We start from the raw sequence: 24,151 nt of genomic DNA, 5'->3' as shown, positions 1-24,151 counted from the left end.
GGCGGGGGTCTGGATGTTGCGGAAGACGCTGGCCTGGGAGGCGTGGCGGATGACGTCGTCGCGGGTGACCTCGCCGGCGAGGCCGGTGGCCTGCACCTCGAGGAGGTCGACGTCGAGGTCCTTCGCGAGCTTGCGGATCGGCGGCTTCGCGATGACGGGGAACGGGGCAGCGGTCAGCGGGGGGCGACCGCGAAGGAGTGCAGGGCGAGAACGTCGCTCAGGCGGGCGGCGACGCGGGCGCCGCGGACGCTGGTGCCCTGGGGGTCCAGCGGCGGGCTGACGACGGCGGCGCCGAGGCGGCCGGGAGCGGAGAGGACGAGGGCGCCCGAGACGCTCGACTTGGCGGGGACGCCGACCGCGCGCATCCAGCGGCCCGAGCCGTCGTAGACACCGCACGTCGCCATGACCGCGACCACGTCGCGCGCGACCGACGCCGGCACGACCCGCTCGCCGGTCCCCGGGTGCACGCCGCCGAACGCGAGGGTCGCGCCCATCGCGGCCAGGTCGCGGACGTCGACCAGCACGGCGCACGCCCGGGCGTACGCGGAGACGGCGTCGTCGGCGCTGCGATGCAGGGTGCCCTCCGCGCGCATCAGGTGCGCGAGGGCGTGATTCCGGTCACCGAGGAGGTGCTCGTCGGCGGCGACGCTCTCGTCGACGGAGAGCGGGCGGCCGGCGAAGGCGGAGAGGCCGCGGAGGATCCGCTCGCTCCGGCCGTCGGCGTCGCCCCCGTCGACCAGGGCGGCGGTCAGCAGCGCTCCCGCGTTGACCATCGGGTTCGGCGGACGCCCGGTGCCGCTCTCGAGCTTGAGGGCGTCGAAGGCCTCGCCGGTGGGCTCGATGCCGACGCGGTCGAGCGCGTCGCCGCCGGTGTCGAGGAGCGCGAGCGCGAACAGGAACGGCTTCACGGCCGACTGGATGCTGAACCGCTCCTCCGCGTCGGCGCTCGCGCGGACGGACCCGTCGGGCAGGACGAGCGCGATCGCGCACAGACCCGGGTCGGCGTCCGCGAGCGCGGGGATGCTGTCGTCGACCTCGCCCCCGTCGTCCGGCAGCACCTCCCGGCGCAGCGCCTCGAGGTCGAAGGCCAGGGGATCGGGGAGGGGGCTCATCCGTCCACTCTGTCAGGGCGGGGAGCCCGTCGCGTCCCGGGCCTCAGACGAGCCCGAACTCCGCGTCCAGCGCGTCCAGCTCCGCGGCGAACGACGCGCGCAGACTCTCCTTCTCGTCGGCGGGCAGCCAGGAGGCCTCCGCTCCGGTGAGCGCCATCGCGCGCAGCTGCGCGGCGGTCGCGCCGATCGGGCCGGCGGTGAGGCGGTACTCGTCGGCGAGCGTGGTCGGGAACATCCCGGGATCGTCGGAGCAGGGCACGACCCGCAGTCCCGCGTCGAGCATCGCCCGGATGGACGCGCGCCGCCAGGGCCGCCAGGAGCGGCGAGAGGTCGTCGAGGCGACGGTGAACACGACGCCCTGCTCGCGGACGCGCTCGACGACGGCGGGGTCCTCGAGGACGAAGTAGCCGTGGTCGATCCGGTCGCAGCCCAGCAGATCGAGGCAGGTCGTCGTGTTGGCCGCGGTCGGGGCGTGCTCGGAGGAGTGGGCGGTCCGGCCCAGGCCGGCCTCCCCGGCGAGGCGGTAGGCGTCGGCGAAGCGCTCGGGCGGACCCGCCGTCTCGAGGTTGTCGAGCCCGATCCCCGCCACGTACTCGTGGGGGTGGCGGACGACCTCGCGGACCAGCTCGAGCGCCTCCTCCCCGCAGTGGCCCGCGGCCTGAGCCGGGACGGTTCCCGACGGGGCCGGCGGGACCGCGCGGCTCCGGGAGGCCGGACGCGGTCCCGCGGGTGTGGCGCCGCTACGCCGTGAGGGCGACCGCCGTCCACGAGACGGGCGGGAGGGTCAGCGTCAGCACGCCGTCCTCGAGCGTCGCCGGGGCCTCGCGCAGGCGCACGCGGTCCTGGTCGTCACGCGTGTTCTTCGCGTAGGGGTCCTCGTCGAACAGGGCCACCGCCTCCGCGATGCTCGAGACTCCGAGGCCGCTGACGTCGACGGTGACCTCGATCGGCTCCGTCTGCGAGCGGTTCACCAGGAAGACGGCCGCGCGGCCCTCGTCGACGGTGGCGACGGAGTCGATGAGCGGAGCGTCGCCGTGGCGGGCGGTCGAGTAGGTCCCCGCGTCGATCCGGGGGCGCAGCACCGAGCCGGAGGCCAGGCGTGCAGTGGTCGAGAACGGGAAGAACGTGGTCTGGCGCCAGGCGGCTCCGCCCGGCTCGGTCATGATCGGCGCGATCACGTTGACGAGCTGCGCGAGGGAGGCGGAGGTGACCCGGTCGGAGTTCTTCAGCAGCGTGATCATCAGGTTGCCGAGGACGACGGCGTCGGCGACGGAGTAGACGTCCTCGAGCAGGCGCGGGGCGTAGGCCCACTCGCGGGTGCTCTGGTCGCCCTCGGCGTCGGCCTTCTCCTTGGCCTGCCACTCCTCGAGGTACCAGACGTTCCACTCGTCGAAGGAGAGCTTGATGTCCTTCGTCTTCTTGAGCTTGAACTTCACGTGGTCCACGGTCGCCGCGACGGTGGCGATGAAGTACTCCATGTCGAGGGAGGAGGCGAGGAAGGAGCCGAGGTCTCCGTCGTACTCCTGGTAGTAGGCGTGGCACGAGACGTACTCGACGTCGTCGTACGCGTGCTCGAGGACCACGCGCTCCCACTCGCCGAAGGTCGGCATCGACGAGCTCGACGAGCCGCAGACGACCAGCTCGAGCGAGGGGTCGGCGATCTTGAGGGCCTTGGCGGTGCGGGAGGCGAGCTTGCCGTAGTCGTCGGCGCTCATGTGGCCGACCTGCCAGGGGCCGTCCATCTCGTTCCCGAGGCACCACATGCGGATGTCGTAGGGCTCGGTCCCGCCGTTGGCGATGCGCTGGTCGGCGAGAGCGGTGCCGGCCGGCCCGTTGGCGTACTCGAGGACGTCCAGCGCCTCGAGGACGCCGCGGGTGCCGAGGTTGACGGCGTACATGATCTCGCTGCCGGTCAGCTCCGCCCACTTCGCGAAGTCGTCCAGCCCGACCTCGTTGGTCTCGAGCGAGTGCCAGGCCAGGTCGCGGCGGCGGGGGCGCTCGGAGCGCGGGCCGACGCCGTCCTCCCAGCGGTAGCCCGAGACGAAGTTGCCGCCGGGGTAGCGGATCGTCGTGGTGCCCAGCTCCTTGACCAGCTCGACCACGTCGAGGCGGAAGCCGTCCTCGTTCGAGGCGGGGTGGCCGGGCTCGTAGATGCCGTCGTACACGCAGCGGCCGAGGTGCTCGACGAACGAGCCGAAGAGGCGCGGAGTGACGGGGGCGACGACCGCGGCGGGGTCGAGGCTGATGCGCGCGGTGGCGGCGGGGGCGTCGGTCATGAGGGCCTTTCGGGCTTCGGGCTCCCGCAGCGGGCTCGGCGGCGAGCGGTCTTTCTAACGTTGTACACGATGGTCCGCCCCGGCTCGGCCGCTGTCAAGAGCGGCACGGGGCCCACCCGCCTCGCTGCGTGCCGCTCCCGAGGTCGGCCGACCTCCTCCCGCATCGACCCTCCCCGCCGCCGCTCAGCGCACCTGTGCTCGACTGGGCGGGTGCCCTCCTCCGATGCCGTCACCGACGCCTGCTCCGAGCTCGCCGACCGCGCCGACGCCCTCGCGGCGTCGCATCCCCGCCCGCGCGCGTTCCTCGCGGCCGTCGCGAAGGACGTCGCCGGCATCCGCAGCGCCCCGCTCGGCGCTCTCGACCTGGCGCACGGCGGCCGCAACCGGGTCCGGGGGAAGGGCTTCCGCCGCCCCTACGACGACGGCACCCGCGGCCAGGCCCGCCACTTCGCCGGCGTCGCGGGCGCCACGCTGTACCTCGGCGGCCCGCTCGCGCACCTGTTCCTCCGGACCGTCGGCGGCGACGTCCGCGGCTCGGCCGACGACCGGCTGACGACGCGGGCCGTGGAGTGGAGTCGGCTCCTCCGCCGCGGCGAGCTGGCCGTCGCGGACGCGGGAGCGTGGATCCGCCGCGAGATCTGCGGCAGCGGGACCTGCGCCTAGGCCCCGGCCGACGCCCGGCCGACCGGCGGGTCCTCCGCGATCGGCCGGCCCGCGGTCGACTCCCGGGCGACCACGGTGAACGCCGCCTCGTGGAGCGTCCCGGGGCCGGTGCGGGTGCCCTCGATCCGGGCCTGCAGCACCTCGACCGCAGTGCGCGCGATCTCGTCGCGCCCCGAGTCCACGCTGGAGAGGCTGGGGGAGGAGTAGCCCGCCTCGTCGATGTCGTCGAAGCCGATCACCGCCACCTCCTCGGGCACGCGGACCCCCGCCTCCTGGAGCGCGCGGACCGCGCCGAGCGCGAGGGTGTCGTTGAGTGCGAACACGGCGTCGAAGTCGAGCCCGGAGGCGAGCACGCGGCGCATCGCCTCGGCGCCGCCGGAGCGCCGCCACGGGCCCGAGACGCCGATCATCCGCTCGTCGTAGGCGATGCCGGCCTCGGCGAGTGCGGCGCGGTAGCCCTCGAGGCGGAGCGACGCCGAGCTGACCGCGGCGTCGGGGTGCGTCCCGAGCACCACGATCCGGCGCCTTCCGGAGGCGAGCAGGTGCGCGGTGGCCGCGTGCGCCGCCGCAGTGTTCTGCATGGTGACGTGGTCGACCAGCCCGGTGAAGATCCGCTCGCCGAGCAGCACCAGGGGGAAGCCGACCGCGAGTGCGTCCTCGTCGGCGAGGCCCAGCGGGCTGAAGAGCAGGCCGTCGGTGAGCTGCCGGCGCTCGCTCGCCAGGACGCTCCGCTCGCGCTCGGGGTCGCCGCCGGTCTGCTCGATCAGCACCGTCAGGCCGCGCTCGTCGGCGGCGCGCATCACGCTGTCGGCGAGCTCGGCGAAGTAGGGGAGGCTCAGCTCCGGCAGGGCGAGGCCGATCACGCCGGTGCGGCCGCGGCGCAGGCTCCGCGCGGAGAGGTTGGGGCGGTAGCCCAGCTGCGCGATGGCCGCCTGCACCCGGGAGCGGGTGGCCGGGCGCACGTGCGGATAGTCGTTGATCACGTTCGAGACGGTCTTGATCGAGACGTCGGCGGCGCGGGCGACGTCGTGCAGCGTGACGGCCACGGTCCTCCCTCCGCTCGGCCCTCACGCTACCCCGGGGCTCCGCTCCGGCCTGTCGCGGATCGACGCCGGGGCGGCGTGCGGGCGGGGCGCGCCGCCGGAGCAGGACGCGCCCCGCGGCCGATCAGGTGTACCAGCTGGGCTCGGGGACGGTGTCGAGCAGGGCGAAGACGCCGACCTCGCGGCGCTTGTAGGGCAGCGGATCGTGCAGGGAGTGGGTGCGGAGGTTCCGCCAGTAGAGGTCGAGTCCGACCGAGCTGGCGGAGGCGCGGGCGCCGGTCAGCTCGAAGACGCGGGTCGCCGTCGCGAGGCCGTCCTCCACGATCCGCGCCTTGGCGGCGGCGATCCGCACGGCGATCTCGCCGCGGCGCCGAGGCGTCAGCTCCTCGCGCGGAGCGTGCAGCGCGGCCGAGAGCGCGGCCCCCGTCGCGTCGATCAGCGCCTCGTCGGCCCAGAGCCGGGACTGCAGGTCGCCGTATCCCTCGAGCACGTACCACTCGTCGCCGGCGCGCTCCTTGTCGTCGCCGCCGTACGGCCAGGCCCGGGTGCGCTCGCGGGTGTACTGCGCCGCGCGCTCGAGAGCTCCCTGCGCGATGCCGAGGTAGAACTCGGCGAAGACCTGCTGGATGACGGGCACGTTGAGGGTGTTGTAGACGAGCGGACGGTAGACCTTGTCGACGAAGCCGGCCGCGGCCGCCCACGGCACGCGGACGCCGCGGATCTCGACGGAGCCGGACTCGGTGAGGCGCTGGCCGAGGCTGTCCCAGTCGCGGCCGAAGACGATCCCCTCCTGATCGGTGGGCACGATCGCGAAGAGGTGGGTGTCCGTCCCCTCGAGCACCCCCTCGAGCACGGTCAGGTCGCTGACCACGCCGCCGGTCGAGAACGACTTGCGGCCGGTGAAGACCAGCTCGTCGCCCTCCTCCCGCACGGTGAGGTCGGAGTCGCGCGGGTTCACCGCGCCTCCGTAGAGGAGGTCCCCCTCGGTCGCGAGCTGCTCGACCGCGATGATCTGCTCAGGGGTCCCCACGAGGCGGGCCGCCCAGGCCCAGAGGTAGTGGTAGCCGAGCAGCTGGCCGATCGAGCCGTCGCCGCGCGCGACGGTGCGGACGACGCGGAGGGCGGTGGTCCACTCCTGGGCGCCGCCGCCGTGCTCGGCGGGCCCGAGCAGCGTGACGAGGCCGGCCGCCTTGAGCAGGGCGACCTCGGCGAAGGGGGCGGCGCCGGCGCGGTCGCGCTCGAGGGCGTCGGTCGCGAGCACGGCGGCGACCTCCTCGGCGCGGACGAGCCAGGCGTCGGGGGAGTCGGGCCGGGGGGCGGCCGACCAGTGCTCGGCGGCGGCGCCGATCGGCGTCGCGGCGTCGGCGCCGGTGGTCGTGGGTGCGGTGGTGGTCACGGTGTCCTCGTCTCGTCGGGGGCGGTGTGCAGCGACTGTGCCAGGGGCGAGGTGCTCGGAGCGAGGCGCGTGTCGCCCCGTGTCCGCGTGTGTCCGCGGATGACCGGCGGGCGCCTCTGCACGATTTTGACAATCGTTATCAATAGCCGTTAGCGTGGGGGCACCCGCCCGGCCCCTGACCCAGATCGGCTCACCGTGAAGACCCGCCTCCTCGCCCTCACCGCCCTCCTCGGCGGCACCGCGCTCGCCCTGAGCGGCTGCTCCGGAGCGGGCAGCGCCTCCGACAGCTCCTCCGCCGCCGCCGCGGGCGGGCCCGTGAAGGTCGTCGCGTCGACGAACGTCTACGGCGACCTCGTCTCGAGCATCGGCGGCGACCTGGTCGAGGTGACCAGCATCATCGACAGCCCGGACAAGGACCCGCACGAGTACGAGGCCACCGCCCGCGACCAGCTCGCCGTGTCCGGCGCGACCCTCGTGATCGAGAACGGCGGCGGCTACGACCACTTCCTCGACACCATGATCAGCGCGGCCGGCACCGAGGCCCCCGTCATCACGGCCACCGTGATCGCCGGCCTGGAGGACGTCCACGACCACGCGGAGGAGGAGGAGTCGGAGGGCGGGCACGAGCACGCGGAGTTCAACGAGCACGTCTGGTACGACCTCTCGGTGATGAAGGAGGTCGCGGGGCGGATCGGCGACGAGCTCGCCGCGCTCGACCCCGACAACGCCTCCGCCTACTCCGCCAATCTCGCCACCCTCGACGAGGGGCTCGACGCCCTGATCGCCCGCGAGGGCGAGCTGAAGGGCACGCTCTCCGGCCGCTCCATCGCGATCACCGAGCCCGTCCCGCTGTACATGACCGATGCGCTCGGCCTGACCGACGCGACTCCCGAGGCCTTCAGCGAGGCGGTCGAGGAGGGCACCGACGTCCCCGCGACCACGCTCCAGGAGACGCTGGCGCTGTTCTCCGGCGAGGCCGTGGACGCGCTGATCTACAACGAGCAGACCGAGGGCGCGCAGACGGACGCGGTGCTCGACGCCGCGAAGGCCGCCGGGATCCCGGCCGTCCCCGTCACCGAGACGCTGCCCGAGGGCGACGACTACACCGGCTGGATGACCGCCAACCTCGACGCGATCGAGGGAGCCCTCTCCCAGTGAGCCACGACTCCCCGACCAGGCCCGTCTCCCCGGAGGCGGGCCCTTCGGCGTCCGTGCTGCGGCTGCGCGGCGCCGGCCTCCGCTTCGGCGACCGCGAGCTGTGGAGCGGCGTCGACCTCGACGTGCGCGCCGGCGAGTTCGTCGCGGTGCTCGGCGCGAACGGCTCCGGCAAGACGAGCCTCCTGCGCGCGGTGCTCGGCCAGCAGCAGCTGAGCGCGGGGGAGCTGCAGGTGCTCGGCGAGCCCGTGCACCGCGGCAACCGGCGCATCGGCTACATCCCGCAGCAGAAGCTCGCCGACGAGGGCACTCCGCTGCGCGCCCGCGATCTGCTCGGGCTCGGGATCGACGGCCACCGGTTCGGCCTGCCCCTGCCCTCCCGCTCCCGGCGCGCAGCCGTCGACGCGCTGCTCGAGGCCGTCGGCGCCACCGCCTTCGCCGACGCCCCCATCGGCAGCCTGTCCGGCGGCGAGCAGCAGCGCGTCCGCGTCGGCCAGGCGCTCGCGGGCGACCCGGCGCTCCTGCTCTGCGACGAGCCGCTGATCGCGCTCGACCTCGCCCACCAGCGGGCGGTCAGCGAGCTGATCGACCGGCACCGCCGCGAGCGGAACCTCGGCGTCCTCTTCGTCACGCACGACGTGAATCCGGTGCTCGGCATGGTGGACCGCGTGCTCTACCTCGCCGGCGGCCGGTTCCGGATCGGCACCCCCGACGAGGTCCTGCGCTCGGAGGTGCTAAGCGAGCTCTACGATGCACCCGTCGACGTGATCCGCGCCCGGGGCCGGGTCATCGTGGTCGGCGCACCCGACCACTCGCACGTGCACGAGCACGAGGAGGGGCAGTCGTGACGGACGTCTGGTCGCAGATCTTCGACTTCTCGGACTACGGAGCGCTGCTGTCGCTCCTGATGAACTCGGTGATCGCCGGCGCGGTCCTCGGAGTGGTCGGCGGGCTCATCGGCGTCTTCGTGATGTCGCGCGACATGGCCTTCGCGGTCCACGGCATCAGCGAGCTCTCGTTCGCGGGGGCGTCCGCGGGGCTGCTGCTGGGCGTCGGCGTCGTCGAGGGATCGATCGTCGGCTCGCTGATCGCGGCGGTCCTGATCGGCGTGCTCGGCTCGCGCGCCCGCGACCGCAACTCGATCATCGCGGTTCTGATGCCGTTCGGACTCGGCATCGGCATCCTCTGCCTGGCCCTCTACCCGGGCCGCAGCGCGAACAAGTTCGGCCTGCTCACGGGTCAGATCGTCGCGGTCGACGACCCGCAGCTCGGGTGGCTGATCGGCATCTCGGTGGTCGTCCTCGTCGGTCTCGCGCTGATCTGGCGCCCCCTCACCTTCGCGAGCGTCGACGCCGACGTGGCGGCCGCGCGCGGCATCCCCACCCGGGCGCTCTCGATCGCGTTCATGCTCCTGCTCGGCCTCGCGGTCGCCGTCTCGGTGCAGATCGTCGGCTCGCTGCTCGTGCTCGCGATCCTGGTGACGCCGGCGGCCGCGGCGCTGCGCCTGTCCGCCTCGCCGGTGATCGTGCCGCTGCTGAGCGTGCTCTTCGCCGTCGGCGCGCTGGTGGGCGGCATCCTGCTCGCGCTGGGCGGATCGATCCCGATCAGCCCCTACGTGACGACGATCTCGTTCGCGATCTACGCGGTCTGCCGGATCATCGGCCGCAAGGGCGTCCGGCGCTCCCGGCTCGCCGTCGGCGGGGGGCGGTAGCGTGGCCCGGGTCGTGCGGAGTGGAGGTGGTCCAGTGGTCAAGCGCAACACGTGGCAGCGCGAGGCGGTGCGCGAGGCTCTCGGGCGTCGCGAGGACTTCGTCAGCGCCCAGGGCCTGCACAGTGCGCTGCACGCCTCCGGCTCGCCGATCGGGCTCGCGACGGTCTACCGCGCGCTCTCGGACCTGGCCGTGGAGGGAGAGGCCGATTCGCTGCAGTCGCCCGAGGGCGAGAGCCTCTACCGCGCCTGCACGCCGGGGACGCACCACCACCACCTGATCTGCCGCCGCTGCGGGCTGACGGTCGAGATCGCGGCCGACGAGGTCGAGGAGTGGGCGCGCTCGGTCGCGTCGCAGAACGGATTCACGGACGCGCACCACGTCGTGGACGTCTTCGGGCTCTGCGCGGCCTGCACCGCGGAGCTCGCCGAGGCCTGACGCCGGTCCGGCCGGGAGCCCGTCCGCGGGCGCCCCTCGATCCTGGTCCGGCTCAGGCCGGGAGGAACACCCCGATCGACCGGTCCTTCACCACGGAGCCGGCGGGCAGCACCCGCCCGCTCATCGCGAGGTAGACGCCCGGCGGCAGCAGCTGCACGGCGGCCACCGCGGTGCCGAGGTTGAACGCGGCGTCGCTGTCGAGCATCCGTGCGGGCTGCATCGCGCCGGTGAGGACGACCACCCGATCGCGGACGACGCCGAGGGCCTCGGCCGTCGCGGTCATCGTGTCGGTGCCGTGGGTGAGGACGATCCGGTCCTCCTCGGCGGCGAGCACCCGCTCGCGGATGAGGGCCCGATCGGCGTCGTCGAGCTCGAGGCTGTCCTTGGCGAGGACCTCCTCGACGCGGAACTCGAGCGTGGTGAGCACCGGGGCGAGCAGGCGCGGCACCATCGGGGCGCCGATCTCGAGCTCGCCCGCGAGCGAGTACTCCTTGTCGACGGTGCCACCGGTGGTGAGGACGAGGATGCGGTCAGTCACGCGATCAGACTAGGCGCCGCCTCCGACACCGGCACGTTCGTGCGCAGTGGCCGCGCCACGGCGGCGGCGGCGGCCCGCATCGGGAACGATGGAGCGCATGACATCCTCCTCCCCCTCCCTCCTCCGCACCGGAGCCAAGGTGCTCCTCGGCTCCGCCCTCCTCTTCGCGGGGGTGAGCCACCTCACCCGCAAGCGGGAGGAGTTCCAGGCGCAGGTGCCCGAGTGGGTGCCGCTGGACAAGGACGCGGTCGTGCTCGCCTCGGGCGTGGTCGAGATAGGGCTCGGCGCCTCGCTGGTGCTCGCGCGCCGCCGGGCGCCGCTGGTCGGGGCCGCGGCCGCCGCCTTCTTCACCGCGATCTTCCCGGGCAACGTCTCGCAGTGGGTGACGCGGACGAGCGCCTTCGGCCTCGACACCGACCGCAAGCGCGCCGTGCGCCTCGCGTTCCAGCCGCTGCTGGTGGCGTGGGCGCTCTGGTCGACCCGTCGTCCGCGGGGCTGATCCCACTCGGCTGATGCCGCTCGGTGGGCGGCACGGCGCCGGCCGCGAGCGCGTGCCGTCCGCCGCCGGCCGCGGAGGATTCCCTTCAGACGTCGTGCTGCGCCTCGGCCAGCAGCGGCGCGAGCAGCTCCTCGATCCGGCGCCGCGCCCCCTCGGCGTCGCCCGCGGCGATCGCCTCGACCAGCTCGGCGTGCTGGCGGGCGTGCACGTCCTCCTCGCCGACGACGTCCTCCTCCAGCACCGACTCGAACATGCCGGTGAGGCCGTCGTAGAGCTCGACGAACAGGTCGTTGTGAGTCGCGACGACGACGGCCCGGTGCAGCGCGGTGTCCGCGGCGATCCGCTCGGCGAGCTCCGGCGCCTCCCACGAGCGGGCCCGGCGGGCCAGCAGGGCGCGGAGGGAGGCGACGTCCTCCCCGGTGCGGCGCTCGGCCGCCAGCGCGGCCGTCGCCCCGTCGATCGCGAACCGCAGCTCGAGGCCCTCCCGGCGGGCGGCGCTCGGGATGCGGCGGCGCAGCGACTCGGCGAGCTGCGAGCGCGCGGTGACGAACGTGCCGCGCCCCTGCTCCCGCCGCACGAGGCCCGCCTGCACGAGGGCCTGGACGGCCTCGCGGACGGAGTTGCGTCCGGCGCCGGTCCAGCGGGCGAGCTCGGCCTCCACCGGGATCCGCTCGCCGACGGCCCAGCGGCCGGAGCGGATCTCCTCGTGGAACAGCGCCGTGACGTGGTCGATCACGCTCTCGCGCTGGAACGGCGCCGCGGGGCTAGACTCGCCAGAATTCATCCCATCATCCTATCTCTCGGGGACTCCATGACCGCAGCACCGACGCTCCGCGCCACCGCCCTCCTGGCCCTCGCCGCCATCGCGATCACCGCGCTGAACCTCCGCACCGCCGTCACCGGCTTCAGCCCGCTGCTCGACACGATCGGCGCCGATCTCGGCTTCGGGCCCTCGCTCTACGGGGCGCTGGGGACGATCGTCACCGCCTCCTTCGCCGTCTTCGGCTTCGTCGCCGCGGCCGTCTCGCGCCGGATCGGCCTGGAGCGCACGCTCGCGATCGCGACGCTGGTGACCACACTGGGCATCGCCCTCCGCGCGCTCAGCCCGAGCCCGGTCGCTCTGGTGCTCTCGACCGTCGTCGCCTTCGCGGGCGTGGGCACCACGAACGTGCTCATCGTGCCGATCGTGAAGCGGTACTTCGCCGAGCGGATCAAGACGGTCAGCTCGCTCTACCTGGCGCTGCTGCAGGTGGGCCAGTTCGTCGCTCCGCTGGTCGCGGTGCCGCTGGCCTCGACGGCGGGGTGGCGCTGGGCGATCGGGATCTGGGCCGTGATGACGGCCGCGGCCTGCCTGCTCTGGGCGGCGCTCGCGACCCGCGGAGGAGGCGGGGCGGCTCCGGCCGCCGCCGGCGGCCGCGTGGACGGGGCCTGGCGCACGCCGCTGCTCTGGGCGATGGTGCTGATGCTCGGGATGACCGGTCTGCACACCTACGGGATCATTACCTGGCTGCCGACGATCCTCGTCGACGCGGGCGCGGATCCGGCGCAGGGCGGGGCGCTGCTGGCGCTGTTCTCGGTGTTCGGCCTCGCCGCCGCCTTCGTGGTGCCGCCGCTGACGCTGGGGATGCGCAACCCGGTCGTGGTCGTGGTGGTGTGCTGCGCGCTGCTCGCGGTCGGCTACGCCGGCCTCGTCGTCGCTCCGCTGGAGGGAGCCGTGGCGTGGGTGGTCTGCCTCGGGCTCGGCGTCAGCACGTTCCCGATGACGCTGACGCTCGTGAACGCGCGGACGCGGACGACCACCGGCTCCTCGACCCTCTCCGGCGCCACGCAGGGGCTCGGCTACGGGCTCGCCTGCCTCGGTCCGCTGCTGATCGGCGTGCTCTACGAGGCGCAGGGGGACTGGGGCGGCGCGTACGCGCTGCTGTTCGCCGGAGTGGCGGTGCTGCTGGTCAGCGGGATCGTCGCGTGCCGTCCGCGGTTCCTCGAGGACGAGGCGGCGCTCCGCCGGGCCTGAGCGGCGGCGCTCAGCGCGACGCGGCCGGAGCGAGCGCGGAGACGATCCGCCCCAGCCCGAAGCGCCAGGCGCTCTCCACATCGCCGCCGAGGGTGAAGGCGCCGGTGATCTCCATCCCGATGAACCCCGTCGCCCAGGCGGTCAGCGTGCGCGCCGCCTCGAGGGCGTCCTCCTCGCCCGCCAGCTGCGCGGTGAGGTCCAGCAGGCGGGCGCTCGCCGCGTCGCGGTACTCCTGGGCGGTGACGGGCGTGCCGGGAGCGGGGGCCGTCACGAGGAGGAACGCGGCCGGCCGCTCTCTGGCCGGAGCTCCTGGCCGAGCTGCGCGCAATGGGCCGCACCCTCGACGACGTGCGCGGCGTCGTGCTGACCCACGGCGACTCCGACCACGTGGGCTTCGCCGAGCGCCTGCGCCGCGACCACGGCGTGCCGGTCCACGTGCACGCCGCCGACGCCGAGCGGGCGAAGGGCGGGGCGAAGCCGAGGATCGCGACACCGCGGCTGCGCGTCCTGCCGCTCCTCGGCTTCGCGGCCTACGCGCTGCGGAAGGGCATCGCGACGGTCCCGCCGCTCACCGAGGTCGTCGAAGTGCACGACGGGCAGACGCTCGACCTGCCGGGCACTCCGCGCGTGATCGCGCTCCCGGGCCACTCCCCGGGGAGCATCGCCGTGCACGTGCCGCCGGCCGACGCGGTCTTCGTCGGCGACGGGCTGACCACCCGCCACGTGCTCACCGGCCGCACGGGTCCGCAGCCCGCGCCCTTCACCGACGAGCCGGAGCAGGCGCTCGCGTCGCTCCGGGCGCTCCTGCCCACCGGGGCGCGCTGGGTGGTGCCGGGCCACGGAGCGCCGTGGAGCGGCGGGATCGAGGCGGCGGTCCGGCTGGTCGAGAGCGCCTGAGGCGCGGAGCCGTTCAGGAGGCGGGGACGAGCTTCCAGCGGTCGGCGAGGATCTCGAGGCCCTTGTCGAAGGTCGCCGACCACGCCGTGACGTCGTGGGCGCTGTCCGGCACCTCGAGGTAGGTGGCGCTCATGCCGGCGGCGACGGCCGCGGCGTAGACGGTCTTCGCTCCGGGGAGGAACGAGGTGTCCTCGGCGCCGACTCCGAAGATCGCGACGGTGCCGGTGTAGGGGGCGTTCGCCGCGAGGACGTTCACCGGCTTCGCGGCCTCGTAGGCGGCCTGGTCGTCGCCGAACCCCTGCGCGACCGTCGCCGCCTCGCTGCCGAGGGTCGGCGCGAGCTCGCCCGAGGCGTCGACGATGTTGCCGAAGAGCGACGGGTGGCCGGCGCCGAGCTGGATCGAGCAGGTCCCGCCCTGCGAGAGGCCGCCGATCGCCCAGTGCTGCGCGTCGCCGAGCACCGGCAGGTTCGCGCGGATCCAGTTCGGGACGTCGACGGTGAGGTAGGTGGCGGACTTCCCGAGCGGCGAGTCGACGCACATCGGGTTCCTGTCCGGATCGCCCAGCTGGTCGGGCGACACGACGATCGGCGCGAGGCCGGCGTGCGTGGCGGCGTAGGCGTCGAGGGTCTGCTGGAACTTCTCGGTCGAGAGCGGATCGGAGGGCGACCCCGGCTGCCCCGAGAGCATGATCATCACCGGCAGCAGCGGCGGTGCCGCGGTGAGGGCCGCGGGCGGGAGGTAGACCACGGCGTCGCGGGCCGGGAAGCCCGACGCGGTGGCGGGGATGGCGACCGTCGAGACCGAGCCGACGGCGGGCATCCCGGCCGGGGCGGTCCAGGTCGCGAGGTCCGAGTGCGGTCCGTCCGCGGCGGCGACCGGCACGGAGGAGTCGGAGTACGCGCTGATCCCGAGCGCGCTGCGCACCGTGGGGTACTGGCCGAAGTCGATGTTGACGGTCATCGCGGCCGCCGCGACGACGAGCACTCCGGCCGCGAGCGATGCGAGAACCCCCCGCGCGCGGCGGCGGGCGATCGCGTGCCCGAGGACGACCAGGGCGACGCCCAGCCCGCCGATCCCGAGGCCGATCGCGACCCGGGTGACCGGCGTGAAGTCGACGCCGAACGGGCCGTCGGGCCCGTCGACGAGGGCGGCCAGGGCGGCACCGCCGATCAGGCCCAGGAGGAGGACCGCGACGGCGATCCCGCCGCGTCGGGAGCGCCCGCGGCGGGGAGCGCGGACGTGGGCGGCGAGCAGGAGGAGGAGCGCTCCGATCGCGAGCACGTAGACGGCGACGACGAGGGGGCCGGAGACGAGGCTCAGGTCGAGGAGAGAGGTCATGCGTCGATCCGGTCGGAGGGTGCTCGGGCGGGCGTCAGTCTGGCGGCGGTCTCTGGAGGAGAGCCGGGAGCTGTCGGGAGCGATTCTCCTCCCCGGGCGCGGATCCACCGAGCTCTCCACCGATCGGGCGCAACCCCGCGCGCCGCGCCGCCGCTCCCGCCTAGCGTGGGATTCCCGACGCACACCGCGCCCTCACGAAGGAGCCCGCACCATGACGCAGCACCCCCGCCTCGAGACCTCCTCCCGCGAGGCCCGCGCATGAGCCGCGGAGTCGCCGTCGTCACGGGCGGCACGGCCGGGCTCGGACGCGCCACGGTCCGCGAGCTCGCCTCCCGCGGCTGGGACGTCGCCGTGCTGGCACGCGGCGAGGACGGACTGGCGGCCACGGTCGCCGAGATCGAGCAGAAGGGCCGGCGCGGGCTGGGCATCCCGACCGACGTGGCCGACCGCGAGGCCGTCGAGTCGGCGGCCGACCGGGTCGAGGCCGAGCTCGGCCCGATCGAGCTGTGGGTCAACGACGCGATGGTCGGCGTCTTCGGCGAGTTCCTCTCGACCGAGCCCGCCGACTTCGAGCGCGCCGTGGGCGTCAACTTCTTCGGCTTCGTCAACGGCACCCGCGCAGCCCTCTCCCGGATGACCCCGCGCGACCGCGGGCACGTCATCCAGGTCGGCTCCGCCCTCGCGCACCGGGGCATCCCGCTGCAGGCCGCGTACTGCGCCTCCAAGTTCGGCGCCCGAGGCTTCACCGAGGCCGTCACCGCGGAGCTGCTGCACGCGAAGAGCCGCGTGCGCCTGTCCGAGGTCGACATGCCGGCGCTCAACACCATCCAGTTCAACTGGGTGAAGTCGCAGCTGCCGCACCACCCGCAGCCCGTGCCGCCGATCTACGAGCCCGAGGTGGGGGCGATCGCGATCGCCGACGTGGCCGATAAGCCGCGCCGCCGCACGTGGGTCGGCGAGCCGACCGCGGGCACCATCCTCGGCGACCGCTTCGCCGGGCGCTTCATGGACTGGTACCTCGCCCGCAGCGCCTTCGACGGTCAGCAGGCCCCCGACAAGACGGAGCCGATGCTGCCGAACAACGTCTACGAGCCGGTCCCCGGCGATCACGGCGCGCGCGGCCTCTTCAGCGACCGCGCGCACACCATGACGCCCCAGATCTGGATGATCCGCCACCGCGCCCTGAGCTACGCGGGGGCCGCCGCGGCCCTCGCCGCCGGCGCCGCGGGCGTCGTCTCGGCCCTGCGGAGGAAGTGACCGTGGTCGACGCCGTCGTCATCGGGGCGGGGCCCAACGGCCTCGCCGCCGCGGTCACGCTCGCGCGGGCCGGGCTCTCGGTCACCGTGCTCGAGCGCAACGAGACGATCGGCGGCGGCGCGCGCACGGCGGAGCTGACACTGCCCGACTTCCACCACGACGTCTGCTCGGCGGTGCACCCAATGGCGCTCGCGTCCGGCTTCTTCCGCGCCTTCGGGCTCGACCGGCGCATCGAGCTGGTCGTCCCCGAGATCTCGTACGCGCATCCGCTCGACGGCGGCCGCGCGGGCATCGCCTACCGCGACCTCGACCGCACGGCCGAGGCGCTGGGGCGCGACGGAGCGGCGTGGCGCGCCCTGATGGGACCTCTCTCCGAGCGGGCCGACCGCGTCGCGGGCTTCACGAACGACGCGCTGCTGCGGATCCCGACGGACCCGAGCGTGCTGATCCGCTTCGGACTGCGGGTGCTCGAGCAGGGCACCCCGGTGTGGAACCTGCGCTTCCGCGACGACGTCGCCCCGGCGATGTTCTCCGGGGTCGCCGCGCACTCGATCCGCCCGATGCCGAGCCCGTCGACGGCCGCGGCCGCCCTGGCGCTCGGCGCCTACGCCCACGCGCGCGGCTGGCCGGTGCCGATCGGAGGCAGCCAGTCGATCGTCGACGCGCTCGCCGACGACCTCCGGGCGCACGGCGGCACCATCGAGACCGGCGTCGAGGTGACCTCGCTCTCCGAGCTGCCCCCGGCCCGCGCCGTGCTCGTCGACGGCACGCCGACGGCGCTGCTCGCGATGGCGGGGGACCGGCTGCCCCCGGCGTACGCCGCGGCCCTCCAGCGCTTCCGCTACGGCAACGGCGTGGCCAAGGTCGACTTCGCCCTCGACGGGCCGGTGCCGTGGACGAACCCGGAGCTCGCCGGCGCAGGCACGTTGCACGTGGGCGGCAGCCGCGCCGAGATCGCGGCCGCCGAGCGCGACGTGAAGCGCGGCCGGCACAGCCGCAGCCCCTACGTGCTGGTGGCGCAGCCCTCGATCGCCGATCCGACCCGGGCGCCCGAGGGCAAGCACGTCCTCTGGGCGTACACGCACGTCCCCCGGTACTCGCCCGCCGACCAGCAGGAGGCGATCACCGCCCAGATCGAGCGCTTCGCCCCCGGGTTCCGCGACCGCGTGATCGGCGCCTCCTCGATGACCGCCCGCGACATGCAGGCCTACAACCCGAACTACCTGGGCGGGGACATCGCCGCCGGAGCCGCGAGCGTCGCGCAGCTGCTCTCGCGCCCGGTCCCCACGAACGACCCATGGCGGACGCCCGCGAAGGGGCTCTACCTCTGCTCCTCGTCCACCCCGCCCGGGCCGGGCGTGCACGGCATGGCCGGCTGGCACGCCGCCCGCAGCGCGCTGCGGCACGAGTTCGGGGTGCGCGAGTCGCCCGACCTGTCGCCGGAGGCGCACCCGGCCTGAGCCGCCGCCGTTGCGCTGCGCCCGTCGCCGCCCCCGGCCTGCCAGGCTGAGGGACGGCGCCGCCACGCGCCCGACCACCACCAGAAGGAGCCCGCGATGTCCCGCACCACCCGCGTCGTCCACTGCCCGCCCGAGTCCGTCTTCGCGGTGCTCGCCTCCGGCTGGCTGTTCCCGAGCTGGGTCGTCGGCGCGTCGCGGATGCGGAAGGTCGACGCCGACTTCCCGCACGTGGGCTCGCAGCTGCACCACTCCTTCGGCCTCTGGCCGCTCGTGATCGACGACCGCACCACGGTCCTCGAGTGGGACCCGCCGCGCCGGATGGTCATCCAGGCCGCCGGCTGGCCGCTCGGCGAGGCCCGGGTGCGCGTCGAGGTCGAGCCGCACGCGCGCGGCGCGAAGGTGCGGATGCACGAGGCGCCCGTGAAGGGCCCGGGCACGCTCATCCCGAAGCTGCTGATGCACTCGTTCCTCTGGATCCGCAACCGCGAGGCCGTGCGCCGGCTCGCCCACATGGCCGAGGCGGGAGCCGCGGGCCGCACGCTCGCGCCCGCCTCGCTCCCCTCGCCCGCCGACCGCGCCGGGATCGACCGGCCGAAGCACGTCTGGGCGCGCCTGACCGGAGCGATCGGGTCGATCGCGGTCGGGACGCTCGTGGTCCGCGGCGTCCTCGCGGCCGTGCGACGCGCCCGGAGCTGACGGGCCCGGACCCGACGGCGCCCGGAGTCGGCGGCGCCCCGGCAGGACGCCGCCCGGGTCAGACGATCCGCTCGACCAGCCGCACGTGCTGCACCGCGACGCGCTTCGGCTCGCCCGCGAAGGCGGCGTCGCGCTCTGGCGAGGCCAGGTACGCCCGCTCGACCTCGGCGAACGCGTCGGCGTCGCCGGCCGTGCTGACCGCCCAGACGAACTCGTTCACCTCGCGGTCGGCGTAGGCGAACTCGATCCGGAAGCCGTGGGCCTCGCGCGCCGGCACGATCCGCTCGGGGAACCAGGCGAGGAAGTCGTCCATCACCCCGTCCATCAGCTCGTAGCGTCGGAGTTGGATCGTCCTGGTCTCGGCTGCAGCGCTCATGCTGCGACGGTACCCGCCCGGCGGCCGCGCCGTCGCCGCGCTACGCTCGCCGCCGACAGCCCCACGCCGAGGAGGAAAGCACGGACCCCCGCCACCGCTCCCTCGCGCTGCTCGTCGCCGGCTGCTTCTTCATGGAGAACCTCGACGCCACGATCGTGACGACCGCCGCGCCCGCGATCGCCGCCGACCTGGGCGTCGACTCCGCCGCGGTCTCGATCACCGTCACCGCGTTCCTCCTCACCGTCGCCGTCCTCATCCCGGCCTCGGGCTGGCTCAGCGAGCGCTTCGGCGTGCGCCGCGTCTTCACCACCGCGATCGCCGTCTTCACCCTCGCCTCCCTGCTCTGCGCGCTCAGCCCCACGCTGCCGCTGCTGGTCGGCGCCCGCGTCCTGCAGGGCGTCGGCGGCGCGCTGATGGTGCCGGTCGGCCGGCTCGCGGTGCTGCGGGCGACTCCGCGGGAGGGGATCATCCACGCCATCGCGATCCTGGTCTGGCCGGGACTGGTCGCCCCCGTGATCGCGCCGTTCCTCGGCGGGCTGCTCACGACCGTCGCCTCCTGGCACTGGATCTTCCTGATCAACCTGCCCCTCGGGGTCGTCGCGTTCGCGATCGCGCGCCGGATCGTCCCCGCCACCTCCGAGAGCGCGCCGCCCCCGCTCGACGTCACGGGGCTGGTGCTCGTCGCGGTCGGGCTCGGCGCGCTGGTCGGAGCGGCGGGGCTCCTCACCGGCTCCGAGCTCGACGGGCGGGCGGTGGCGCCGCTGCTCGTCGGCGCGGTCGTGACGGCGCTCGCCGTGCGGCACCTGCGCCGCGCCGAGCATCCGCTCGTGCGGCTCGACGCCTTCCGCTTCCGCACCTTCCGGGTCGCCAACGCGAGCGGATCGCTCTACCGGGCGACCGTGAACGCGGTGCCGTTCCTGCTCCCGCTGCTGTTCCAGGACGCGTTCGGCTGGAGCCCGGTGCAGGCCGGCTCCGTGGTGCTGGCGCTCTTCGCCGGCAACCTGGCGATCAAGCCGGCCACGACTCCGCTGTTGCGGCGCCTCGGCTTCCGCGGGGTGCTGGTCGCGGCGAGCGCGGTCGGGGCGGCGTGCATGGCGGCGATGGCGTTCCTCGAGCCGGCGACTCCGGTGGCGCTCGTGGTGGCGCTGCTGGTGCTGAGCGGAGTGGCCCGCTCGGCGGGCTTCACGGCCTACAACACCGTCACGTTCGCCGAGGTCCCGCAGGAGGGGATGTCGGGCGCGAACACCCTCAACGCCACCACGCAGCAGATCGCGGCCGGACTCGGAGTCGCGGTGGGCGCGGTGGCGCTCGCCGTCGGCACCGCGATCGGGCCCGGCCTCGTCCCGTACCGCGTCGCCTTCCTCGCCCTCGCGGTGCTGACCCTCGTGCCGCTCGCCGCCGCCGCCCGGCTCCCGCGCGACTCCGGGAGCGCCCTCACCGCCTGACCCGCGCGCGCGTCAGGCGAGGCCGAGCGCGATCCCGTCGAGGATGTCGTGCGCGGTCGAGCGGACCCGGTCGACGCCCGGCGACGCCTCGTGGACCGCGCGGAGGACCTCTCCCCAGACCAGCGCGCCGGCCGCCAGCACGTCCTCGCGCCCCGGGCGCACCCAGGGGAGGGCCGCCGTCCCCTCCGGAGACAGCGCGGCGAGCTCGTCGCAGGCGGCGAGGACGTCGGAGAGGGGGAGGGACGTCTCGAGCGCAGCGCGGTCGGTGCTGCGGAGGACGTGCGCGGTGATCGTGAGCACGGTCGCGGCGACGCCGACGACGCTCCGGGCCTGCGAGAGGTCGACGGAGGAGGCGGCCAGCGCGGCGCCCACGTCCGCCCGCATCGCCGCGCGCTCGCCCTCCGTCGGTTCGGCGGCCCGGCGGTGGCGCTCGGTCAGGCGGACGCTGCCGACGTCCATCGAGTGCGCCTGCTCCGGCTCCGCTCCGCCGAGCACGAGCTCGGTCGAGCCGCCGCCGAGGTCGACGACCAGCACGGGCCGGGCGGAGTCGACGGCCGAGACCGCGCCGCGGAAGGAGAGCCGCGCCTCCTCCTCGCCGGAGATCGTCTCCGGGGTGACGCCGAGGATCCGCTCGACGGCGGCGAGGAAGTCCTCGCGGTCGGCCGCGTCGCGGGTGGCCGAGGTGGCGACGAAGCGGAGGTGCTCGGCGCCGGCCTCCTGCGCGGCGGCCGCGTACTCGCGGGTGACGGCGAGGGTCCGCTCGAGCGCGGCCGGGTCGAAGCGGCCGGTGCGGTCGACCCCGCGGCCCAGCCGCACGAGCTCGGTGCGGCGCTGGACGTCCCGGAGGCGGCCGCCCTCCACGTCGGCGATCAGCAGGCGGAGGGAGTTGGTGCCGCAGTCGAGCGCCGCGACGCGCGTGGGGGAGGACATCCGCCCATTCTGCCCGCGCGGCCCGGGCCGGAGGCGGGCGATAGCCTGGGGGAGAGACGAAGGAGCCGCCCGTGCACGAACACCACGTCCGCGTCCACCGCAGCGACGAGGAGCTCCCGCGACACGGGCAGCTCGCCCACGCGCTCGCCGAGGTCGCCGCCGATCCGGTCGAGATCGACGACGAGGTCGCCGAGATGGTGGTCAACCGGGTCATCGACAACGCCGCCGTCGCCACCGCGTCGCTCCTGCGCCGCCCGGTCGTCGCCGCCCGCGCGCAGGCTCTCGCGCACCCCGCCTCCATCGGCGGCCAGGGCTCGGTCGTCCTCGGCGTCGACCCGGCCCGCCGGGTCTCGCCCGAGTGGGCGGCCTGGGCCAACGGAGTCGCCGTGCGCGAGCTCGACTACCACGACACGTTCCTGGCGGCCGAGTACTCGCACCCGGGCGACAACATCCCTCCGCTGATCGCCGTCGCCCAGCACGCGGGCATCGGCGGGGCGCAGCTCGTCCGCGGCATCGTCACCGGATACGAGGTCCAGGTCGACCTGGTGCGCGCGATCAGCCTGCACCGGCACAAGATCGACCACGTCGCGCACCTCGGCCCCTCGGCCGCCGCCGGGATCGGCACGCTGCTCGGCCTCGACGTCGCGACGATCGAGCAGGCCGTCGCGCAGGCCCTGCACACGACGACCGCCACGCGGCAGTCGCGCAAGGGCGAGATCTCGAGCTGGAAGGCGTACGCGCCGGCCTTCGCGGGGAAGATGGCGATCGAGGCGGTCGACCGGGCGATGCGCGGCGAGACCAGCCCGTCGCCGATCTACGAGGGCGAGGACGGCGTCATCGCCTGGATGCTCGACGGCGCCGACGCGAGCTACGACGTCCCGCTGCCCGACCGCGGCGAGGCCAAGCGCGCGATCCTCGACACGTACACGAAGGAGCACTCGGCCGAGTACCAGGCGCAGGCGCTGATCGACCTCGCCCGCCGCCTGCACCGCACGCACCCCGAGGCCGCCGATCCCGAGCGCGTCGAGCGGATCGTCCTGCACACCTCGCACCACACGCACTTCGTGATCGGCTCGGGCGCGAACGACCCGCAGAAGTACGACCCGGCCGCGTCCCGCGAGACGCTGGACCACTCCGTGCCGTACATCTTCACGGTGGCGCTGCAGGACGGCGCCTGGCACCACGTGCACAGCTACGCCCCCGAGCGGGCCGCCCGCGCCGACACCATCGCGCTCTGGCACCGGGTCACGACGCAGGAGGACGCGGAGTGGACGCGCCGCTACCACTCCACCGATCCGGGCGAGAAGGCGTTCGGCGCCCGCGTCGAGATCCTGATGACGGACGGCACGACGATCGTCGACGAGATCGCGGTGGCGGACGCGCACCCGCTGGGCGCGCACCCGTTCAGCCGCGAGCAGTACGTGTCGAAGTTCCGCACGCTCGCCGCCGACGTGCTCGAGAAGTCCGAGATCGAGCGCTTCCTCGACCTCGCGCAGCGCCTGCCCGAGCTGACCCCGGAGGAGGTCGGCCGCCTCAGCGTGATCGCCGCTCCCGGCGTCCTCGCCTCGATCGAACCCCCGCGCGGCCTGTTCTGATCCCGCCGCGGGAGGGTCGTCCGCACGCACGGTGACGCGCGCACGGACGGCCTCCCGCGGCGGGGAGCGCCGTCGTCAGGCGGTCTGCTCGGCGACCCAGTCCTGGATCTCGGCGATGAAGCGCCGGCGCGAGAAGACCCGGCTCCGGGCCCGGAAGGCGTCGACGTCGAGCGCGAGCGCACGGCGCAGCAGGTCGCTCCAGTCGGGATCCCCCTCGAGGTCCGCGATGACGCCCCCGCCGGCGAGGGACACGCTCTCGCGCACTCCGCCGATGTCGGTCCCGATGACCGGCGTCCCGCAGGCCATCGCCTCGACGGGCATGATCCCGAAGTCCTCGACCGCGGGGAAGACGTACACGAGCGCCTGCGCGTAGAGCGCGCGGATCAGCTGGTCGGAGGGCGAGATGACGAAGGTCACGTCGGCCCGGATCTCCTCGGCGTAGGCGCGGAGCCGCGCCTCCCAGGGGCCGTGCCCGGCGATGACGACCGGCAGCCCGGTGCGGGCTCCGGCGTCCATGACCTTCTCGAGGCGCTTGTAGGGGACGAACCGCGAGGCGCCCAGGATGAACGGCCGGGCGAGCGAGTCGAGGAGGCGCAGCTCGTCGTCGTCGAGCGGGGAGCGCCAGTCGGTGATCGTCGAGAGCAGCTCGGTGTTCACCGGCGGGTAGATGACCCTCGACGGCTGGTGCCACGCGTCGCGCACCCGCTGCCCGGTGAAGAGGCTGTTCACCGCGATGGAGGAGGCCTCGGCGGCGCGGAGGCGGTCGATCGGCTTGAGGAGCAGGCTCGCGGTGCGGGCGGCGAGGCTGCTGCCGCGGCCGTCGCGGTCGGGCTCCCAGATGTAGCGGGCCGGGGTGTGCGCGTAGACGAGCTTGCGGGTCGGTCCGCTGGTGCGGACGTGGTGGGCGAAGAGGTGCGAGCTGACCAGCACCCACTCGCGGGAGGCGCCGACCGGGAGCCTCCACGTGGGCAGCATCGCCGGCAGAGCGAGGACCTTGTGGCGGCGCAGCGGCGTGCGCGCCAGCCAGGACTCCGAGACGGGCCTGCCGACGACCTCGGCGCAGTCGCTCCAGAGGACGCGGACGTCGGCGTCGGCGAAGGCCTCGGTCATCGCCTCGAGCACGCGCTCGGCGCCTCCGCGGCGCTCGACCCACTCGTGCACGATCAGGCCGGGACCGACCGGGGGGACGGATCGGGAACGGGTGGTCGCGTCGATGACGGCAGTGATGATGGGCCCCTTCCCCCGGGCGTGCGGTGAGGATCGGGCGGCCATCCGGAGACGGGAGCGGCTCCGAATGCTTATCCGTCGTCGGT

General features: G+C 74.5%; 25 protein-coding genes and 1 pseudogene. 13 read left to right on the top strand and 13 right to left on the bottom strand.

Annotated elements, in window-relative coordinates; all coding sequences use genetic code 11:
* The 4 genes and pseudogenes from C5C36_RS18290 to C5C36_RS14625 all read right to left on the bottom strand — a co-directional run.
* Nucleotides 1-267: pseudogene (locus C5C36_RS18290) on the bottom strand (E3 binding domain-containing protein); the annotation flags it as partial.
* Nucleotides 174-1,112, bottom strand: coding sequence for a glutaminase A (gene glsA / locus C5C36_RS14635; RefSeq protein WP_104309971.1), 939 nt, complete (start codon nt 1,110-1,112; stop codon nt 174-176). The pseudogene C5C36_RS18290 and the gene glsA, both read right to left, overlap by 94 nt.
* Before the next feature lie 43 nt (nt 1,113-1,155).
* Nucleotides 1,156-1,737 carry a hypothetical protein gene (locus C5C36_RS14630; protein WP_104309970.1) on the bottom strand — a complete coding sequence of 194 codons (582 nt, stop codon included), beginning with the start codon at nt 1,735-1,737 and terminating at the stop codon, nt 1,156-1,158.
* 115 nt (nt 1,738-1,852) lie between these two features.
* Entirely contained in the window at nt 1,853-3,388 is a 1,536-nt protein-coding gene (locus tag C5C36_RS14625; protein ID WP_104233557.1) for an alpha-N-arabinofuranosidase, read from the bottom strand.
* A 210-nt stretch (nt 3,389-3,598) separates the two neighbouring features.
* Between C5C36_RS14625 and C5C36_RS14620 the strand changes: the two genes are divergently transcribed.
* Nucleotides 3,599-4,051, top strand: coding sequence for a hypothetical protein (locus C5C36_RS14620; RefSeq protein ID WP_104224546.1), 453 nt, complete (start codon nt 3,599-3,601; stop codon nt 4,049-4,051).
* On the opposite strand, the gene C5C36_RS14615 is transcribed toward C5C36_RS14620, so the two are convergent.
* Together C5C36_RS14615 and C5C36_RS14610 are read right to left on the bottom strand one after the other, a co-directional pair.
* Nucleotides 4,048-5,097 (bottom strand): LacI family DNA-binding transcriptional regulator, encoded by a 1,050-nt coding sequence (locus C5C36_RS14615; RefSeq protein WP_104247995.1) that lies wholly within the window; start codon nt 5,095-5,097, stop codon nt 4,048-4,050. The two genes, C5C36_RS14620 and C5C36_RS14615, sit on opposite strands and share 4 nt — an antisense overlap.
* Nucleotides 5,098-5,218: 121 nt before the next feature.
* Nucleotides 5,219-6,490, bottom strand: a complete 1,272-nt coding sequence (locus C5C36_RS14610; RefSeq protein ID WP_258072316.1) for an acyl-CoA dehydrogenase family protein — start codon at nt 6,488-6,490, stop codon at nt 5,219-5,221.
* 195 nt (nt 6,491-6,685) lie between these two features.
* On the opposite strand from C5C36_RS14610, the gene C5C36_RS14605 reads away from it, so the two are divergent.
* Genes C5C36_RS14605 through C5C36_RS14590 form a run of 4 tightly spaced genes read left to right on the top strand, consistent with a single transcriptional unit; the run spans nt 6,686 to nt 9,792 of the window.
* Entirely contained in the window at nt 6,686-7,648 is a 963-nt protein-coding gene (locus tag C5C36_RS14605) for a metal ABC transporter solute-binding protein, Zn/Mn family (RefSeq protein WP_104227226.1), read from the top strand.
* On the top strand, nt 7,645-8,493 hold the full coding sequence (locus tag C5C36_RS14600; RefSeq protein ID WP_104227225.1) for a metal ABC transporter ATP-binding protein: 849 nt from the start codon (nt 7,645-7,647) through the stop codon (nt 8,491-8,493). The genes C5C36_RS14605 and C5C36_RS14600 overlap by 4 nt, the downstream gene beginning before the upstream one ends.
* A gap of 59 nt (nt 8,494-8,552) precedes the next feature.
* Entirely contained in the window at nt 8,553-9,356 is an 804-nt protein-coding gene (locus tag C5C36_RS14595) for a metal ABC transporter permease (protein WP_104233592.1), read from the top strand.
* 34 nt (nt 9,357-9,390) lie between these two features.
* Nucleotides 9,391-9,792, top strand: a complete 402-nt coding sequence (locus C5C36_RS14590; RefSeq protein ID WP_104238381.1) for a Fur family transcriptional regulator — start codon at nt 9,391-9,393, stop codon at nt 9,790-9,792.
* 52 nt (nt 9,793-9,844) lie between these two features.
* Here the strand turns inward: C5C36_RS14590 and C5C36_RS14585 are convergent, their stop codons facing one another.
* Nucleotides 9,845-10,330, bottom strand: coding sequence for an asparaginase domain-containing protein (locus tag C5C36_RS14585; protein WP_104224541.1), 486 nt, complete (start codon nt 10,328-10,330; stop codon nt 9,845-9,847).
* An 88-nt stretch (nt 10,331-10,418) separates the two neighbouring features.
* Between C5C36_RS14585 and C5C36_RS14580 the strand changes: the two genes are divergently transcribed.
* Nucleotides 10,419-10,829 carry a hypothetical protein gene (locus C5C36_RS14580; protein ID WP_181027249.1) on the top strand — a complete coding sequence of 137 codons (411 nt, stop codon included), beginning with the start codon at nt 10,419-10,421 and terminating at the stop codon, nt 10,827-10,829.
* 85 nt (nt 10,830-10,914) lie between these two features.
* On the opposite strand, the gene C5C36_RS14575 is transcribed toward C5C36_RS14580, so the two are convergent.
* Nucleotides 10,915-11,613, bottom strand: a complete 699-nt coding sequence (locus C5C36_RS14575; protein WP_104309969.1) for a FadR/GntR family transcriptional regulator — start codon at nt 11,611-11,613, stop codon at nt 10,915-10,917.
* Nucleotides 11,614-11,640: 27 nt separating this feature from the next.
* Here C5C36_RS14575 and C5C36_RS14570 point away from each other — a divergent pair, with 27 nt between their 5' ends.
* A complete protein-coding gene (locus C5C36_RS14570; protein ID WP_104309968.1) occupies nt 11,641-12,843 on the top strand; it encodes an MFS transporter in 1,203 nt (400 codons plus the stop codon).
* Between the two features lie 10 nt (nt 12,844-12,853).
* Here the strand turns inward: C5C36_RS14570 and C5C36_RS14565 are convergent, their stop codons facing one another.
* Nucleotides 12,854-13,114 carry a TetR-like C-terminal domain-containing protein gene (locus tag C5C36_RS14565; protein ID WP_104261301.1) on the bottom strand — a complete coding sequence of 87 codons (261 nt, stop codon included), beginning with the start codon at nt 13,112-13,114 and terminating at the stop codon, nt 12,854-12,856.
* 38 nt (nt 13,115-13,152) lie between these two features.
* Between C5C36_RS14565 and C5C36_RS14560 the strand changes: the two genes are divergently transcribed.
* Nucleotides 13,153-13,740 carry an MBL fold metallo-hydrolase gene (locus C5C36_RS14560; RefSeq protein WP_258072318.1) on the top strand — a complete coding sequence of 196 codons (588 nt, stop codon included), beginning with the start codon at nt 13,153-13,155 and terminating at the stop codon, nt 13,738-13,740.
* Between the two features lie 13 nt (nt 13,741-13,753).
* Here C5C36_RS14560 and C5C36_RS14555 read toward each other — a convergent pair whose 3' ends face one another.
* Nucleotides 13,754-15,079: an esterase family protein gene (locus tag C5C36_RS14555; protein ID WP_104297700.1), complete on the bottom strand. Its 1,326-nt coding sequence runs from the start codon at nt 15,077-15,079 to the stop codon at nt 13,754-13,756.
* Between the two features lie 258 nt (nt 15,080-15,337).
* On the opposite strand from C5C36_RS14555, the gene C5C36_RS14550 reads away from it, so the two are divergent.
* From C5C36_RS14550 to C5C36_RS14540, 3 genes are all read left to right on the top strand, one after another.
* Nucleotides 15,338-16,336 carry an SDR family oxidoreductase gene (locus tag C5C36_RS14550; RefSeq protein WP_104233564.1) on the top strand — a complete coding sequence of 333 codons (999 nt, stop codon included), beginning with the start codon at nt 15,338-15,340 and terminating at the stop codon, nt 16,334-16,336.
* A gap of 2 nt (nt 16,337-16,338) precedes the next feature.
* Nucleotides 16,339-17,796 carry a phytoene desaturase family protein gene (locus tag C5C36_RS14545; protein WP_374954353.1) on the top strand — a complete coding sequence of 486 codons (1,458 nt, stop codon included), beginning with the start codon at nt 16,339-16,341 and terminating at the stop codon, nt 17,794-17,796.
* Between the two features lie 96 nt (nt 17,797-17,892).
* Complete coding sequence (locus C5C36_RS14540) at nt 17,893-18,492, top strand: SRPBCC domain-containing protein (protein ID WP_104309965.1); 600 nt, start codon at nt 17,893-17,895, stop codon at nt 18,490-18,492.
* Nucleotides 18,493-18,550: 58 nt separating this feature from the next.
* Here C5C36_RS14540 and C5C36_RS14535 read toward each other — a convergent pair whose 3' ends face one another.
* Nucleotides 18,551-18,868: an NIPSNAP family protein gene (locus tag C5C36_RS14535; RefSeq protein WP_104224531.1), complete on the bottom strand. Its 318-nt coding sequence runs from the start codon at nt 18,866-18,868 to the stop codon at nt 18,551-18,553.
* 131 nt (nt 18,869-18,999) lie between these two features.
* Here C5C36_RS14535 and C5C36_RS14530 point away from each other — a divergent pair, with 131 nt between their 5' ends.
* The gene (locus C5C36_RS14530) at nt 19,000-20,313 is read left to right on the top strand and encodes an MFS transporter (protein ID WP_104309964.1); all 1,314 of its coding nucleotides are present in this window, start codon (nt 19,000-19,002) and stop codon (nt 20,311-20,313) included.
* Nucleotides 20,314-20,325: 12 nt separating this feature from the next.
* Here the strand turns inward: C5C36_RS14530 and C5C36_RS14525 are convergent, their stop codons facing one another.
* Nucleotides 20,326-21,243 (bottom strand): exopolyphosphatase, encoded by a 918-nt coding sequence (locus tag C5C36_RS14525; RefSeq protein ID WP_104263350.1) that lies wholly within the window; start codon nt 21,241-21,243, stop codon nt 20,326-20,328.
* A 71-nt stretch (nt 21,244-21,314) separates the two neighbouring features.
* On the opposite strand from C5C36_RS14525, the gene C5C36_RS14520 reads away from it, so the two are divergent.
* A complete protein-coding gene (locus C5C36_RS14520; RefSeq protein WP_104263349.1) occupies nt 21,315-22,838 on the top strand; it encodes an MmgE/PrpD family protein in 1,524 nt (507 codons plus the stop codon).
* 75 nt (nt 22,839-22,913) lie between these two features.
* On the opposite strand, the gene C5C36_RS14515 is transcribed toward C5C36_RS14520, so the two are convergent.
* On the bottom strand, nt 22,914-24,110 hold the full coding sequence (locus C5C36_RS14515; protein WP_104227213.1) for a glycosyltransferase: 1,197 nt from the start codon (nt 24,108-24,110) through the stop codon (nt 22,914-22,916).
* Between the last annotated feature and the right edge of the window lie 41 nt (nt 24,111-24,151).

Source organism: Rathayibacter sp. AY1G1, from assembly GCF_002932095.1.
In the GTDB taxonomy this organism is placed as follows: Bacteria; Actinomycetota; Actinomycetes; order Actinomycetales; family Microbacteriaceae; genus Rathayibacter.
The sequence above is the reverse complement of the archived record's forward strand: the minus strand, read 5'-3'. Positions and strand labels throughout refer to the sequence as shown.